Annotated in this window: 8 protein-coding genes and 4 pseudogenes; 7 read left to right on the top strand and 5 right to left on the bottom strand. The window is 55.6% G+C overall.

Annotated features, from left to right (window positions below):
* Nucleotides 1-184: 184 nt before the first annotated feature.
* Nucleotides 185-3109: a TonB-dependent receptor gene (locus BSY18_RS20800; protein ID WP_083231712.1), complete on the top strand. Its 2925-nt coding sequence runs from the start codon at nt 185-187 to the stop codon at nt 3107-3109.
* Between the two features lie 364 nt (nt 3110-3473).
* Nucleotides 3474-5795 (top strand): TonB-dependent receptor, encoded by a 2322-nt coding sequence (locus BSY18_RS19925; protein ID WP_069052134.1) that lies wholly within the window; start codon nt 3474-3476, stop codon nt 5793-5795.
* A gap of 175 nt (nt 5796-5970) precedes the next feature.
* Here BSY18_RS19925 and BSY18_RS21505 read toward each other — a convergent pair.
* The 3 genes and pseudogenes from BSY18_RS21505 to BSY18_RS21500 form a co-directional block, all read right to left on the bottom strand.
* Nucleotides 5971-6165: pseudogene (locus BSY18_RS21505) on the bottom strand (IS5/IS1182 family transposase); the annotation flags it as partial.
* Nucleotides 6166-6316: 151 nt separating this feature from the next.
* Entirely contained in the window at nt 6317-6727 is a 411-nt protein-coding gene (locus BSY18_RS19920) for a MarR family winged helix-turn-helix transcriptional regulator (protein WP_171900312.1), read from the bottom strand.
* A 381-nt stretch (nt 6728-7108) separates the two neighbouring features.
* Nucleotides 7109-7432: pseudogene (locus BSY18_RS21500) on the bottom strand (integrase core domain-containing protein); the annotation flags it as partial.
* A 167-nt stretch (nt 7433-7599) separates the two neighbouring features.
* Between BSY18_RS21500 and istA the strand changes: the two are divergent.
* From istA to BSY18_RS19900, 4 genes and pseudogenes are all read left to right on the top strand, one after another.
* Nucleotides 7600-9053 (top strand): annotated as a pseudogene (gene istA / locus BSY18_RS19915) (IS21 family transposase).
* Between the two features lie 56 nt (nt 9054-9109).
* A pseudogene (gene istB, locus BSY18_RS19910) lies at nt 9110-9916 on the top strand (IS21-like element helper ATPase IstB); the annotation flags it as partial.
* Between the two features lie 364 nt (nt 9917-10280).
* A complete protein-coding gene (locus tag BSY18_RS19905; protein WP_069052132.1) occupies nt 10281-10490 on the top strand; it encodes a hypothetical protein in 210 nt (69 codons plus the stop codon).
* 30 nt (nt 10491-10520) lie between these two features.
* Complete coding sequence (locus BSY18_RS19900; protein WP_069052131.1) at nt 10521-11180, top strand: hypothetical protein; 660 nt, start codon at nt 10521-10523, stop codon at nt 11178-11180.
* A 10-nt stretch (nt 11181-11190) separates the two neighbouring features.
* Here the strand turns inward: BSY18_RS19900 and BSY18_RS19895 are convergent, their stop codons facing one another.
* On the bottom strand, nt 11191-12057 hold the full coding sequence (locus BSY18_RS19895) for a hypothetical protein (RefSeq protein ID WP_150126414.1): 867 nt from the start codon (nt 12055-12057) through the stop codon (nt 11191-11193).
* 95 nt (nt 12058-12152) lie between these two features.
* On the opposite strand from BSY18_RS19895, the gene BSY18_RS21130 reads away from it, so the two are divergent.
* Complete coding sequence (locus BSY18_RS21130) at nt 12153-12377, top strand: hypothetical protein (protein ID WP_150126413.1); 225 nt, start codon at nt 12153-12155, stop codon at nt 12375-12377.
* 29 nt (nt 12378-12406) lie between these two features.
* Here the strand turns inward: BSY18_RS21130 and BSY18_RS19890 are convergent, their stop codons facing one another.
* Complete coding sequence (locus BSY18_RS19890) at nt 12407-15193, bottom strand: conjugal transfer protein TraG N-terminal domain-containing protein (protein ID WP_069052129.1); 2787 nt, start codon at nt 15191-15193, stop codon at nt 12407-12409.
* Between the last annotated feature and the right edge of the window lie 8 nt (nt 15194-15201).

Here is a 15201-nt window from a genome sequence, read left to right as displayed (position 1 = left end):
ATCGAAATTAATAAAAGGCTTTACGACATGCCAATAGACAGGGTATTGCTTGCTGCTAGGACAGGACACCAAAACTACCCTGTCCCGAGACAAAGCCCTGTTGATTGGGTTGTCACATTTTTTGATATCGAATTTTAAGTGGGGCGGTGTGCGCCGACCCGAAAAAAATAACTGGGGTGGGGATATGAAAAAGATCAAAAAAGCCTCTTGGCTGGCAGGTGCTGCTTTAATAGTTTTCCCGCAGGTATCTATTGCTCAAGACGGGGAACCCGAAGAGCTAGACGGCAGCAGAAATGTCATTATCGTAACCGCACAGCGCCAGGCTCAGAGTCTTCAAGAGGTGCCAATTGCAGTATCCGCCTTTGATGCCAAGGCGCTCGATAGCCAGCAGATTGAAAATGCTGCTGACCTTCAGTTAACCTTACCTAATGTCTCTTTTGCCAAGGGCAATTTCACAGCATCGACGTTTACCATTCGCGGAATTGGTGATCTTTGCGTGGGGGTTACATGCGATTCAGCCACGGCCATTCACGTCAATGGATCGCCCCTTTTTGGTACTCGGCTATTTGAAACTGAGTTTTTCGATCTGGAGCGTGTCGAAGTTCTCCGCGGTCCTCAAGGAACGCTATTTGGGAGAAACGCGACATCGGGAGTAGTGAACATTGTTACCGCGAAGCCAGAAATGTCAGAATTCGGTGCTTCAGCTGAACTAGAGTATGGTAACTTCAACAGCATCGAAGCCAGGGGGATGATCAATGTCCCGATCGGGGACAAAATTGCTGCGAGAGTGTCGGGAATTTATATAAAACGAGATGGTTACACAACCAATCTGTTCAATGGTTCAGATATTGATGATCGCGATTTGTACGCTGTACGCGGATCACTGCGCTTTGAGCCTACCGACGATACCACGATTGATCTGATGGGGTACTATTTTCGCGAGAAGGACTCCCGGCTACGAAATCAAAAGCAGGCTTGCCAACGCGATCCTCTTGGCGTTCTCGGTTGCCTAAACAATCGGCGCGATTTCGAGACCACCAATGCTAACTCAACCCTAGGCGGTGTGCTTGCGTCAGCCGAATTTTTCGCAATCCAGGGCATTCCGACCCAACTTGGACTCGGCAGTCTGTATGGCCCCGACGCCTTCGCCAGCTTTGATGGGCCGGATGACATAAGGACCGTCAACACCGCCTACACACCTTTCTACTTTGCCGATGAATTGCAACTTCAGGCCCGCATTGAACAGAACATTGGCGCGATCACGCTGACAGCGACTGGGCTTTACCAAAATACCGAAGTGGACTCGCGGCAGGACTACTTTCTTGGCATTCAGGATCGAAGCAGTTTTGCAACAGCACTGAACACCCTGTCGTTCTTCGGAACGAATGGGCTACCGACGGGACTGGCTTCACCAGCCCCTGCCTTTATTCCTGGATCGTCCAGCTATTTCTCTCCAATCGTCAATGGCCTAATACCCAACGGTCCTCAGGGTGCGCTCTGCACCTCAAACAATGATGATGGAAACAGAGGCGCATTTGAAGGAAACTCGGTGTGCAGTGACACGCCACTCTCATTCGACAGGTCTTCTGAGACCCGTGAATCGTGGAGCGCCGAAATACTGCTTGCCACTGATTTTGACGGGCCATTCAACTTCCTACTTGGAGGGATTTATGCTAAATCAAAAACTACAGACAATAGCTACTATGTGAACTCTTTCGCTCTCGATTATGCAAGCTCAATACTTGGGTCCTTTGGCTCGCTTTCTACTGGATTACCACCCTCCTACCTCGCAACTTCAATGTTCCGGAATAACTCTCTTGAATCAAACCTGGAAAGCTTCGGCATTTTCGGAGAGATTTATTTTGATATCACTGAGAGACTGACGTTTACTGGAGGGCTGCGCTACAACGATGACAAGAAAAACGTGACCGCGCGCAACACGTTCGCGAGTTTTCTCAATCCCTACTCCAACGATGGCGATGCATTTGACTCACCATTTATTGCAACTTTCGACGCCGATCTCGGACTAGCGGGAAATCAGCTCGTTCAATTTCGAGAAGTTGGTTTTAACGAAATAACCGGTCGCGCAGTTCTCGACTATGAGGTATCTTCAGACAACACAGTTTATGCCTCTTACTCTCGAGGTTATAAATCAGGTGGAATAAACCCACCGCTCATTCCGATTTTCAATGTTCCTGAGAGCTTTGGATCAGAAACGATCGATGCTTTCGAGATCGGATCGAAGAATGTATTCGCCAATGGCAATCTGCAGCTGAACGCAACAGCCTTTTACTACAAGTACCGCGGGTTACAGCTCAGCCGTATTGTAGCCAGAACTTCAGTAAATGATTCGATCGATGCCACTATCTGGGGAGTAGAAGTGGAATCCATCATTCGTCCAGACCCCAACTGGCAAATTAACCTGACGTTCAGCTATCTGAGCGCCGAGGTTGACGGCGATCAATTCTTTTCTAACCCACGAGATCCCGGCGGCGGCGATCCCGACGCTGTGATCATTAAAGACATAAGCAATGGCTCCAATTGCGCCGTGACTGGCTCAGCGCCTGGAGCCGCAGATGCGTTCGTTCGAGGCGTCAACGCGAGACTTGGGCTACGCGGACCAGAAGAATTCCCGTCGGACGGCAATATCGCGTCAAGCGGCGCTTTCGGCATATGTGATGTCCTTTCAAGCTCGGCTCCCATTGGTAGCGGGATCAGTGTTTTGAGTCCTGGAGTAGAGGTGAACATCGATGGCAATAAGTTACCGCAGGCACCTGAAATGAAGGCAGCGGTGGGAATTCAGTATACTGCCCAGTTCGTCAACGGCATGACGCTCGTTCCTCGCTTTGATATCGCCCTTACAGGGAAGCAATATGGCAATATTTTTAACGGTCGAATTAATCGAATTGAGCCGTTCGTTCAGGCAAATGCAATTGTGCAATTGAATAGTGCAGACGAACGGTGGTTTGTGCGAGGATTTGTTCAGAATATATTCGACAGCAATTCTCTCACCGGTCTATATGTCACTGATGCCTCTTCTGGTAATTTCACCAATATCTATACCCTAGATCCACGCCGTTATGGAATTTCAATCGGTGCGAACTTTTAATTCATTGTTATTTACGCCGCGACCTTTTGCACTATCATGATAATATTTGGCGGGTGTATAGCATTGAGGAATCTGGTTATCGAATGATGAGGGTTCAGCGATAGATATATTTGCGCTTTGGTTTTCTGTTCGTTGAATATTATCCTAACAGGGTATGCGGCGTCAATAATAACCCGCATTACAATGCTTTTGCGATTTAAGATATTGGAGTTCTGTATTTAAATATAGGCTCGATTTCCGTCCTAGCCTAGGCCATTTTGAATCCTAACCCAAGTCTCCCTGTTTCTGGTGCAAACCAGGCTGAGGTAGGTAGAGATTAATTCAGCAGCTTTTTAGTTTTTAATGAATAATATGAGAGGAAGTCATGATTACTGTGAAACGCTTTGGCCGCTCGTTCCGGCTGATTTTAGCAACAAGCGTAATATTCCCCGGTGTAGCGGTTGCACAAGATGTAAATAACACTGCCCAAAGTGACGAGCGTCCGAGCACCCTTGACAGTATCGACGAAATTGTTGTTACAGGCACCAAAACCAGAGATGCCGAAAACGTGCAGGACGTTCCGATTGCAGTCACCGCGTTCAATTCCGGCACACTCGAAGCCTACAAGATCCGCACTATCTCGGGCCTTTCGTTCCAAGCACCAACCGTGAGCCTGGATGATGTCGGCACCACGCGGGGCACTGCCAACTTCACAATTCGTGGTCTCGGGATCAACTCCTCAATCCCTTCGATCGATCCAACCGTCGGGGTGTTCGTGGACGGGGTGTATCTGGGAATCAACGGCGGTGTTGTCTTCGACCTGTTCGACCTTGATGCGGTTGAAATCCTGCGTGGCCCACAGGGAGTATTGTTCGGGCGCAACGTCACCGGCGGCGCAGTATTGATCAACACCGGCAACCCGACCGAAGATTTCCGCGGCAAGTTTCGCGCGGCAGTCGATGGCCCGGCGCTCGATGGCGGCCGCGGTGGCGCAAACTACACCGCCAGCGGAGTGATCAGTGGCCCGATCGTTGAAGACGTACTGTTGTTCAAGGTTGGCGCCTATTACAACAAGGACGAAGGTTACTTCACCAACCTGTTCGACAATTCGAACCATGGTGCGGCAGAAACCATGATCTTGCGCGGCGCGCTCGAAGCCCGCCTCGGCGGCCTCACCCTACTCGGCAAGCTCGATTACTTCGAAAGCGACGGCGATGGTCCCTCGAGCCAGAACCGGGCACTTTTTGACCGCAACAGTTTCGATTTTTCGATCGATGAACCGGGCGCTTATGCCAACGAGATCTGGACCGGCTCGCTGACCGCAACAGTTGACATTGGCCCCGGCACATTGACTAATGTGTTCGGTTACCGCAAGTATGATTCTACGACGCGTGGTGATATCGATGGAACTCCGCGTTTTCTGTTCCACTCCACCTCCGAAACCGCTCAAGAACAATTCTCTAACGAGTTGCGCTATGCGATGTCGTTCGACAGTCTCGAACTTACGGTCGGTGGGTTCTACTTCAATCAAGATCTCGCATACACTGAAACCCGGGCGCTACGCCGCGACTTGCCACCTGCATTTCAGCCGCCGGTGTTCTTTGGCGGTGGGGCGCAGGATCACGAGGTGATCGGAGTTTTCGCTAACGCGCAATACCAGCTGTCAGACGCTTTGTCGCTGATCGCGGGCATCCGCTGGAACCAGGAAACCAAGGAAGCAGGCGTTACTTATCTCCTGCCCCGCGCCCCCTGCTCATTCATCCAAGGCACCTGCCCTACTGGCACCGCTCCCTTTGATCCTGCGACCGAGCGCAACGGCTTCACAGATCGCGTGCGGTTCCGCAACCTGTCGCCCAAACTCGGCCTGCAATATGAATTCGCCAACAGCCAGATCTACGGCCACTGGAGCCGCGGTTATCGCTCGGGCGGCTATAACTTCCGCATCACTGATGTTGCAGTGTTCAACCGGGCTTTCAACCAAACCGGCTTACTTGGTTTCGATGAGGAAAAGGTCGATAATTACGAGATCGGCGGTAAGTTCCAGACCGAAGATGGGTCGTTCACCCTCAACGTAGCCGGCTATATCACCAAGGTGGGCAACATGCAGCGCGAAGTGAACCTCTCCGATCCGGGCGCCGGCATCGTCCAAAACATCCTTAATACCGCCGATGCCACGATCAAGGGGTTCGAAGCCGAAGCGCGCATGCGCGTGTCGGAATCGCTGGTCTTCACGGCCAACATTGGGATCGTCGACGCGAACTATGACGAGGTGCTGTTCGACATCTCGGGCGACGGCATTATCAACGATGCCGATCTGGACCTAAGCCTGCCGCGGGTTCCTCCAGTCACGGTCGGCCTTGGTTTGATTCACGAGCTGGACCTCGGCAACAGTTCGATCCTGACGCGCGTGAACTACCAGTATCGCGACAAGGCAGCTTACACCGATGACAACCTCGGTTGGCTGAACGAACTGAACAACCTCGAAGCCAACATCACTTGGCAAACCCCGATCGAAGGCCTGTCGCTGTCGATCTATGGTCGCAACCTGCTGGATGAGGTGCAGGAAGGCGGCGATACTCAGGTTCCTTTCACCGGTCCGAACTCGACCGGCGTGCGCCGTCCGTTCGGCCCCAACCCGACCCAAGGCACCTTCACGCCACTCATGCGCGGCCGGAACGTCGGCGTGGAAGCGCTGTTCGAGTTTTGATGTTGAGGGACGATCGCCCCTACGGGCGATCGTCCTCCTGAGGAGTATGCTATGTTGGCCAGAGAGACCTGTGTGCGAATGGTCTGAACGGCGGTTATGGCGAACCCGCACCATCATATGCGACGCAAGTTGGACGCTTCGAAAAACCCTCGCCTTTGAGGCGCTGATTTTATTCGATGACCGCCGTATCGAACGGAGGCGATGTTGGTCGGCCGCCCTTACCGCGAGCGCTCCGCCGGAGCGCTGCCACCGGCCGCCAGCGAACCACCTCGAAATCCACTATCGCCGCCAATGGCTCAGGCGGATCCCCCGCCGCACTCAGAGCCGCATATCGATCCGACAGATCAAAGAAACCAAGCTGACCCACCATCATTGACCCCACTGATCGACGGCGGAAGTGAATTAGGTCAGCGCCCCAATGAGACTTTTCGAGGTGCCCAGATAGCTCCCGATAAATCAAGCAACAAGCATCCCGGCAAGGCAGTAAATCAGGCCTCTGCGCAAGTAGTGCGAGGCGTTTTTCAGTCGATTGCATTCGGGATTATAGTTAGATTTTTAGATAATTGGTCAAGCAGGCGTCTTAACATAGCTTTCTCATCGGGTTTAAAACCCATCCACAACACTTCGTGTAATCGGTCGGCAGCTAACCTCAGTTGCGGTAAAAGTTCCTTAATATCGTCCGTAAACCTGATCTTCCAGACCCTCCCATCTGAAGGCGTTTTTTCTCTCTGGGTTACTCCACGTTTACAAAGAGCCATAACGGCCTGGCCGATCGTTGCCGATTCAAGTTCAAGCCGTTTGGCTATCTCGCCTTGGGTCAGGTCAGGTTCCTGCAACAGCAAACCAATAATCCTCCACTGAGTTCGGTTCAGACCAAGTTCGGCAACCGACAGGTCGTATGACCGTCTGGCCCGCCGACTTATCTCGTCCATCAGATACAACATCCGGTCGTCGTCACTGATGGTAGACCGAAGATCCGTTGGTCCCTTAGGTTGGAATTCTGAGCTAACCATGCAAGCTCAATAAGCAAACCAGAACGAAAGACCAAGGAATTATCGTCAAACTCTCATCGATCTATGGCACGACCCTGGATTTCCTCCGCTTAGCCTCCTTCTGTGGTTGATGCCCAAAGTGTAAAACGACCCTGAACCCGGCATACGGTGAGCTCGCAAACTGCTTGCAAAACACCTCGCCATTAGACGACACCATCTGGTCTGAGCCCCGACCTTCCTCCACCTATGAGTAGAGCCGGTGGCCCGATCGATGCCCATCCGTGGGCGTGATGACAACCGGTTGGCTACCATCTCGGCTGAGGTCATGTAGCCAAGGCTCGAGCGGGGCCGGTGACATTTGTAATCGAGCCTGCATGCCGCGAGTACTGACCTGGCCTGTGGCGGGCTGGTGAAAATCGTCTCGTTGAGACATTCGTCGCGCAGATGGGCATTGAAGCTCTCAATGAACCCGTTCTGTTGCGACTTGCCCGGCGTGATATAGTGCCATTCGACGTTCCGTTCCTTTGACCAGCGCAGGCTCGCCATGCTGGTCAGCTCGGTGCCGTTGTCGCTGACAATAATCGCCGGACGCGCGCGCTCGGCAATCGCCCAGTCCAACTCCCGCGCAACCCGCAGGCCCGATATATGCTGCGCGACAATCTAGATGAGAATGGCGGCGTGTGTCTGTCGGGACGAGGGGCGTAGCCCCGAGGAGCGACAGACACACGCCGCAAGCGTCTCTCTTTGCGGGAGGGGCGCGATGGTGATCGTGATCTGTTGGGTTACGCTTTTGCCCCGGAAGGGGAGCTGCAGTGCCCGGCAGACATATCAACGATCACCAGGTGAGATTATATATGAAGATGAGACAGACAGTGTCGCCGCGGTCAGCGGCGGCATGCGCGGCATTCAGTACGGCTACTGCTTACAGGCTGGAGCATGACAAGGATCTACCGTCGCACAAGAAGGTCCCGCGCGGGCGGCGTCGCCCGGATCCGATAGCCAATATCTTTGATGCCGAGGTCGTACCGCTGTTGGTGGCGGCGCCGGGTATCCGGGCTGTTGCTGTGTTTGAAGAAATGCAGCGTCGTCATCCTGAGCTCCCCGATGGGGTACGGCGGACCATGGAACGGCGCATCCGCAGCTGGCGCGCGTTGCAAGGGCCGGAGCGTGACGTCATCTTCCGTCAGGTGCATGAGCCGGGCCGGATGGGGTTGTCGGACTTTACCGACATGGCCCAGCTTGGGGTGCGGATCGCTGGTGTCGGGCTCGACCATAGGCTGTATCACTTCCGGTTGGCCTGTTCGGGCTTTGAACACGCCCATGTGATCCTGGGCGGCGAGAGCTATGTGGCGTTGGCCGAAGGCCTTCAGAATGCTTTGTGGGCGCTGGGTGGAGCGCCGCGGGAGCATCGCAGCGACAGCCTGTCTGCGGCGTTCCGCAATCTGGATGCATCGGCCAGGGACGATCTGACGCGGCGATATGATGCTCTTTGCCGCCACTATCGCATGGAACCGAGCCGAAATAACCGGGGCGTTGCGCATGAGAATGGCGGAATCGAGAGCTCTCACGGGCATCTGAAGGCCGCTGTGCGCGACGCGCTGCTGCTGCGAGGGTCAGCCGACTTTGACGATCTTGCAGGATATCGCCACTTCATCGACGAAATCGTGGCACTCAAGAATGCACGGTGCGCCAAGCGGATCGACGCCGAACGGGCTGCGCTGCAGTCGCTGCCGGGAATGCGGACCAGTGATTACGAAGAGGTGCTTGTCCTGGTGACATCATCGGGCGGCTTCACGTTGCGCAAGGTGTTCTACACCGTGCCATCGCGGCTGATCGGCCACCGGTTGCGTGAGCGCCTTTACGATGCCCGGCTTGACCTGTTCCTTGGAGGGACGCCGCTGTTTACCTGCCACGGGGCCGCGCCGAGAGCAGCGGCAAGCATGGGCATGTCGTTGATTATCGCCACGTCATCCACGCATTGCGGCGCAAGCCCATGGCACTGCTCAACCTGGTATATCGCGATCAGCTCTTCCCGCCCGAGGCATACCGCCGAATGTTCGAGAGGTTGCTTGAGCGGTGCGCCGAAAAGGCCGCCTGCCGGACGATGGTTGAGCTGCTAAGCTTGGCCCATGAACGCGCATGTGAGGCTGAGCTCGCAGGCGTGCTGGAATCGCTGCTGGCAGCGCCGAAGGGCATGCCTGACATGGCAACGTTACGAGCGCGCTTTGCGCCAGATCCGGCAGATCTACCTAATGTGGTCGTCTAGCTTGTCCCGCTCAGTGCATATAAAGCGCTGTTGAGCGCGTGCGCGGAGGAAGTGGCATGACCCAGGACATCGATGCCACCAAGCTCACGCTCATGCTGAATGAGCTGCGCCTGCCGACAATCAAGCAGCTATGGCCCTCGTTCGCCGAGCGGTCCGATAAGGAAGGCTCCCCAGCGGCCCGGTTCCTGAGCGCTATTACAGAGCATGAAATCGCCGAGCGCGATCGACGCCGGATAGAACGCCATCTTGCTGAAGCCAAATTACTGCCCGGCAAAACCCTGGACACCTTCGGCTTTGGGGCCGTGCCGATGGTGTCGAAAGCGCAGGTCATGGCCCTGTGTGCCGGGGATGGCTGGCTGGAGAAAGGTGCAAACCTCATCCTGTTCGGGTCACCAGGGGGAGGTAAATCACATCTGTGCTCAGCCATCGGGCTCGCGTTGATCGAAAAGGGCTGGCGCGTGCTGTTCGCCCGCACGTCTGACCTCGTCCAGAAACTCCAGGTGGCGCGCCGGGAGTTTGCGCTCGAAAATGCCATCAATCGGCTCGACCGGTTCGATCTGCTGATCCTCGATGAACTGGCCTATGTCGCCAAGGACCAGGCTGAAACATCGGTCCTGTTCGAGCTGATCAGCACGCGATATGAGCGGCGTTCGCTGATGATCACGGCCAATCAGCCGTTCGGCGAGTGGAACCGCGTCTTCCCGGATCCGGCAATGACGCTGGCGGCAGTGGACCGACTCGTACACCACGCCACCATCTTCGAAATGAACGTCGAAAGCTACCGGCTCAGGACGGCTATCGCCCGAAAACAGCACGGCGCGGGTTGCCCCGCCAAGATTGCGACAATCAAGAACACCGACGTGTCGCTCCGCGACAATCAAACGATCCAAACCCATCGCGTCGCGATCAGTACTTCTCATCCTGATCGTCGCTACTTTCTCACCCAGATCGTCGCGCTACACCGAATACCTTGTTCTGCGAGCAGTCCGATTGTTTATGCAGCGTATAGCAGTGTTTGGCAGAGAATGAGCCAGAAATGCGAAGAACTATATTTCGTCATTACATTCAGCCGATTGTGGCGATAATGTCCCTAAAATGGAGGAAAACATTGAAATAGAAAAAACGTTCACCGCATTCAAAGGGCATTTATTTCAATAATTATATTGATTTAGCACGGGTAAATGTAGTAGGTGCGTTAGATTGCTTTATAATCGAAATGAGCATCGAATGGCAAGCTACAACGACGCTTTGAAAGTAATGGATGCGGTCGCAAAATACCGTGAGGACGAGAGTTTGCCCAAAGACCCGCACGAAATCGACCGCCTCTGCGAGCGGCTGTTCTCGGACGACGGGTTTGACGAAGTCGCCATCGCATGGAAGCGTATTTCAAAATACGAGCGTGAGGTGCACGGAGGCGATTGGCCAAAGGCCGATTGATGAGAATTGCTGTCATGCTACTATTACCGCATGGCGAAAAGGATTGAGCTCTACCAGGAAGCTGCCAATCGCATGGCGATCAGCCTTGACGCGTGCATGGAGCAAATTCGGCGCTGCAGCATCAGTTCCAAATTCGGATATGAGGGCACTGACCCAGCCTCGCTTGCCGCGATCGTAGGAATGGACGCAGACTGGGGGGCCGCCGCATTTGCGGAACTGCGGAGCACCGGTTTCATCAAGACGGACTGGGCCCGTTTCAAATGGTACCAGCCCAGCGGCAAGGAACTCGATGATAAGATAGCCGAGCTAGCGGCAATCGAAGCCGCGGCAATCATCAGGCTGTCTTCCATGGACTGTGCGCCGGCACTACCTGCTATCCGCGCCTTGGCTGAGAACTTCCTCGAAGAAGCGGATGGCGGGGACACGATTGCGACCAGCCTTGCTCATAACAGGATGATGCTGGCGATCGTCAGCGCCACCGGCGAGCTTCGCCTCATGGAAGATTACGTCAAACATGCCAGTGTGGCGGTCGCCTATGCAGTTGCGGCTCGACTTGAGGCTGCCGACCTCGAGGGCATGAAACGTTCAGCTTATGTCATTGTGGACCTCATCGGGACGAACGAGCCGCGGGACTGCGCAGCCGAAGCTGTCGCCATGCGGCTCCATCCGAGAGAACCCGTGAACGCGTAGGACGCCTCACTCAGCAAAGCGGCAGGGCTACCTGACCGACCTCTTCCAAAGGCTCTATAATCGGCGTGAATGTGCGGGAGCTGCCCGCATAGGTTGGATACCCGGCTATGTTGTCCTCGATCGTCTGAAACCCATCCTGGCGGTCGTTGACCGGATAGATGCCCTCGCCCATCTTTTCGATGAGCGTCTGGAGCGAAGGGGCGATGCCATCGAAGAAGATCCGGCTAGCTGCGCGAACGCCCGCAAGGTCGCCTGACCTGGCAGATCCAAGAAACTGGTCGCTCGCCTCCACTAGAAATCCTGTGCGGACAGCATAAGAATCTGCCATCCAAAGGAGGCGGAAAAACGCCTGGGGGATGAACTGCGAGACAAGGTTGGCAAGGGTGCTTTCCTTGCCACCCAGGACGATATGCGTCAGCCCCATGGCACCAAGAAAAAAATCCTCGTGTTTCACAGGGACGTTTCGAATGCGTTCGTCGATGAATGCCGCAAGCGGGCCAAGAGTTCCACCCCCGGACTGCGCCAACCGTACTGCTCCGATCTCGACGATTGCGCCCAACGAAAGGCGCCATTCCTCAACTTGGCTCTGCGAGAATGTTGAGATGACATAGGACGTGCCCGAGCGGGTAAGATAGCCGCCGACCTTCAAGGCGACCAGCAACCTGCGCGCCATATTGATATGAAGCCCATAGTGCGCAGCCATATCCTGGGCAGAATACGGTGCTCCAGCCTTGAGCTCACCAAATAGAATGCGCTCTCGAAGATCGAGATATGTCGCGTCAGTCTTCGATAACATGCTCTCAACGGCTCGCTTGAATTCAGCGTAACCGCTCCCCTTCTGGTATGATTCCGGCACCCCACGCAATCGCTGATACAAATCGAATCGGCAATCGCCTCCTAACCCCTCGCAGCGTTGAACCTATGATTGTCTTTTTGGCGTAAAAACGCTACGGAAAGGCTAGGAGAACGCCGATGGACGATTTCAGCCACAAATCGAGCATGGATCCGATTACCTATGCTGTGATGACCGGCGATACCTCCCGAGGAGCATCGGTTAGTGACCTTGGACGAACCTACGGCAGTCTTGAGGACGACACAAAAGATCTGACCTACAGCGGAACACACACGGGTACGGGCTCACTCCTTGCCCTCGTGCTGTCGATTGCCTTTCTCGTAGTCGCTATTCTCAGCTGGTAGCCTATTGGGATGATCGAGCGCTCAGACAATCAACGCTGATCCTTGTCATAGAAGCGCTCATTGAAGCGATCGTCGGCGGCACCCTCACCTTTTCGATCCTGCTGAAAATCCTGACGGCGCTGGCCGGATCGAGTGACATTGGTCTCATAACGCTGTCCGAGAGACTGACCGCCTTCATCGATTCGATCGCTGATCGCGCTGTCTGACGACCCCTCGACAAGATTGTGCGGCGATCCGACTGAACGGCGAGGTCCCTGTCCGCGTAAGTCTGTCTCCGTGAATGCGCCCGGGCCCGAGACATTGCCAACGAGCGAACCAGGCTGCGGGATCAGATCATTGAATGGCGCCACGCGCTGATCATAGTAGTCGGCGATGATGGCCCGCGCGACCACTTCAGCAGTCGCCTGCTCCTGGGGGCTGAGATCTGTGCGTGCCAGACTCGGTGCCGTCAGCCCCAGTTCAGCCGCCTTTTCCTGATACCGGCTTGCGATAATCTGGCTTAGGTCAAAGGAGAGATTGGACCCATAGCCATCCCTGCTCGAAGTGTTGCTACTGAGGGATTTCGAGACCTCGTCGATCGCCGCAATGCGCTTATCAATCCGCCGAACGTCCTCAAGCGCCTGTTCGCGAGAAAAGGCCGCCTCCGAATAGCCTTCACTCCGGCTGAAGCTGCCACTCTGCACATAGCTGCCGCTGTCCTGCGTTGCGTTGGATCCATTCGAACGATTGTCAGATGTCGATGAGTCGAAGCCCTGGCTCTGATTGGCTTCAGTTCCTCGGGTGACCGTATCTAGCCGCGCACGAGCGCCAGTAATGCCAGCTTGAACACTACCACCAATCGCACCATTGGCGCCACTGCCGCCTTCACCATTCGCAGCGCGCTTCCCGCCGCGTCCTGCTGAACCACCAACGCTCAGCGAGCCACCCCTAGTTGTTTCGAGACGATCCGTATTGCTTTGCTGGGCTCCCTGCGAGGAGTTCACACGGTCGCTCTCCGAGATCGTGTCGCGTGCATCAAGCGACTGGTTGTCAAACCGCTGCAGGTTCTCGCCCGACCGGAACCCTGCAGAACTCTCGGAACCGCTGGAATTGCGGGTGCCGGTTGTTTGCCGGCTCGACGTTCGATCAGCCAATGATAGCGCGCGGGAACGCTCTTCGCTCAGCGTATTGCGTGCAGTTTCCAGTTCGGACAACGTCTGCTGGCGCTCAGCATTCGCGAATTGGCTGACAGACGATGCAAACGCGAGGCGGCTCATCGCAGGTGAGGTGTCGTAAACCGTCGACCCATCTGATGTTGTTCGGGTTATCGCGGCATTCGCACCTACGCTCGACATGATCGGCGCGCCCCCGGAGAAAGACGGTGCCGTGTTCCACTGGTCAGACTGCCGGTTGGAGCTCGAGAGGTTCATATAGCTCTCGTTGCCGTAGGCATAATTGCCGGTCGTGCGCTCCACCGCTGCAGCCTCGGCCGCAGACTGGGCAGGCGCCAACATCGACGTTGCCTGAGACGAAACCGCCATCGCGCCTTTGGCCATGCCTGCCGCCAGAAACGGGATCGACATCATCAGGAAGCCGGCAATCGTTGCCGTATCCGTGTTGACGGCATCGATGCCTGCCATCCCGGCCATCGTCACCCCGCCTGGCGAGGTCGCGTTCATCGCATCAGCCGTCCGGTCCATGATGAACATGTGAAGGACCACGTAGAGCGGTCCCCAGGCGGCGAGGTAGAAGAATCCGGTAAAGTATCCCTTCAACGCAGGCGTGCCGCTGCGCGGGATGAGGAAGAGCGGGAAGATCACCGGGAACATCGCATAAAAGACGACCGTCAGCACGATGTTGAGCAGCGGGACCCAGGTCATGGCCTGCTCCGCTATCGACGTATAGGTATTGCGCGCCTGCTCCTCTGCGCGCAGGACAGCAAAGGTGTCACCATCGGCCGCGCCGAGGTTGGCGCGCGCCTGCAGGAAGGCGTTGACGAGCGAGCGCTGTTGGAAAATCTGCTGTGCGGTCTGCGAACTGCCATGGAAATGGCTGGCGACAATCGGAAGGTCCGCAATCAGCTTCGAGCGCGCGAGCGCTGGGGTTAACCCCGGGAAAATCTTGCGACCTTCTTCCGCCAGGGCCGTGTCGGAATAGGTCGCAACGCCGGTGGCGATCGCCGTATAACCGGCCTGACACGTGACGATGGTAGGAGAGCCGCTTTCGGGGATGAACTTCATCCCCCGCGCAGGCGATCCCGGCCCCATCTCCGTCAGAATATCGTTGGAGTTCGCGATCGTGTCGAAGGAACTGAAGCCGAGCAGAATATCGTAGAAGAGGCACTGCTTCATGTACTCTTCAAGATTGGCGCTGATGCGGGGATCGCGGATCCGGAAGTCCTGGGTGCGATCCCAAAGGCGCGCGCCATAGATCATGCCGTTGCTCGACATCTGCAGCGAACCCGGCATCACGAAAACCGTCTCAGCCGTGCGCGTGAGCCAATCACCAGCAGTCGAACTGACAGAGGCTATCATTGCCAGTCCCAGAGGAACGTTTGCGACCGTAGCGGGTGCCAGGGAAGGATTGAGGCGGTCGGTAACCCTCACCGTCATCGTAGGTACGATGAGGGCGCCGTACATGAGCGTCGCCCCCAGAAACCAGTTGAACCAGGCGCGCCAGTTGAGGCTGAACGCCACCACCAGCAGCGTGTAGATCAAGCCCATGACCATCATGACGCGCAGCAGCGAACGAAAGCCCCCACCCCCAGTCCAAGCGGATACTGCGTTGAAGACATTGACGATGTATTCGCCCCCGCCGATCGTGAAGATCTCCATCATGGCACGCT

The organism is Blastomonas sp. RAC04 (assembly GCF_001713435.1).
GTDB classification, from domain to species: domain Bacteria; phylum Pseudomonadota; class Alphaproteobacteria; order Sphingomonadales; family Sphingomonadaceae; genus Blastomonas; species Blastomonas fulva.
This window is presented reverse-complemented; position numbering and strand designations above follow the sequence as displayed.

Excerpts from the sequence above, each read along its gene's own strand:
- BSY18_RS20800 (WP_083231712.1), top strand. The coding sequence starts at position 185 with ATGAAAAAGATCAAAAAAGCCTCTTGGCTGGCAGGTGCTGCTTTAATA.
- BSY18_RS19925 (WP_069052134.1), top strand. The coding sequence starts at position 3,474 with ATGATTACTGTGAAACGCTTTGGCCGCTCGTTCCGGCTGATTTTAGCA.
- BSY18_RS19920 (WP_171900312.1), bottom strand. The coding sequence starts at position 6,727 with ATGGACGAGATAAGTCGGCGGGCCAGACGGTCATACGACCTGTCGGTT.
- BSY18_RS19905 (WP_069052132.1), top strand. The coding sequence starts at position 10,281 with ATGGCAAGCTACAACGACGCTTTGAAAGTAATGGATGCGGTCGCAAAA.
- BSY18_RS19900 (WP_069052131.1), top strand. The coding sequence starts at position 10,521 with ATGGCGAAAAGGATTGAGCTCTACCAGGAAGCTGCCAATCGCATGGCG.
- BSY18_RS21130 (WP_150126413.1), top strand. The coding sequence starts at position 12,153 with ATGGACGATTTCAGCCACAAATCGAGCATGGATCCGATTACCTATGCT.
- BSY18_RS19890 (WP_069052129.1), bottom strand. The coding sequence starts at position 15,193 with ATGATGGAGATCTTCACGATCGGCGGGGGCGAATACATCGTCAATGTC.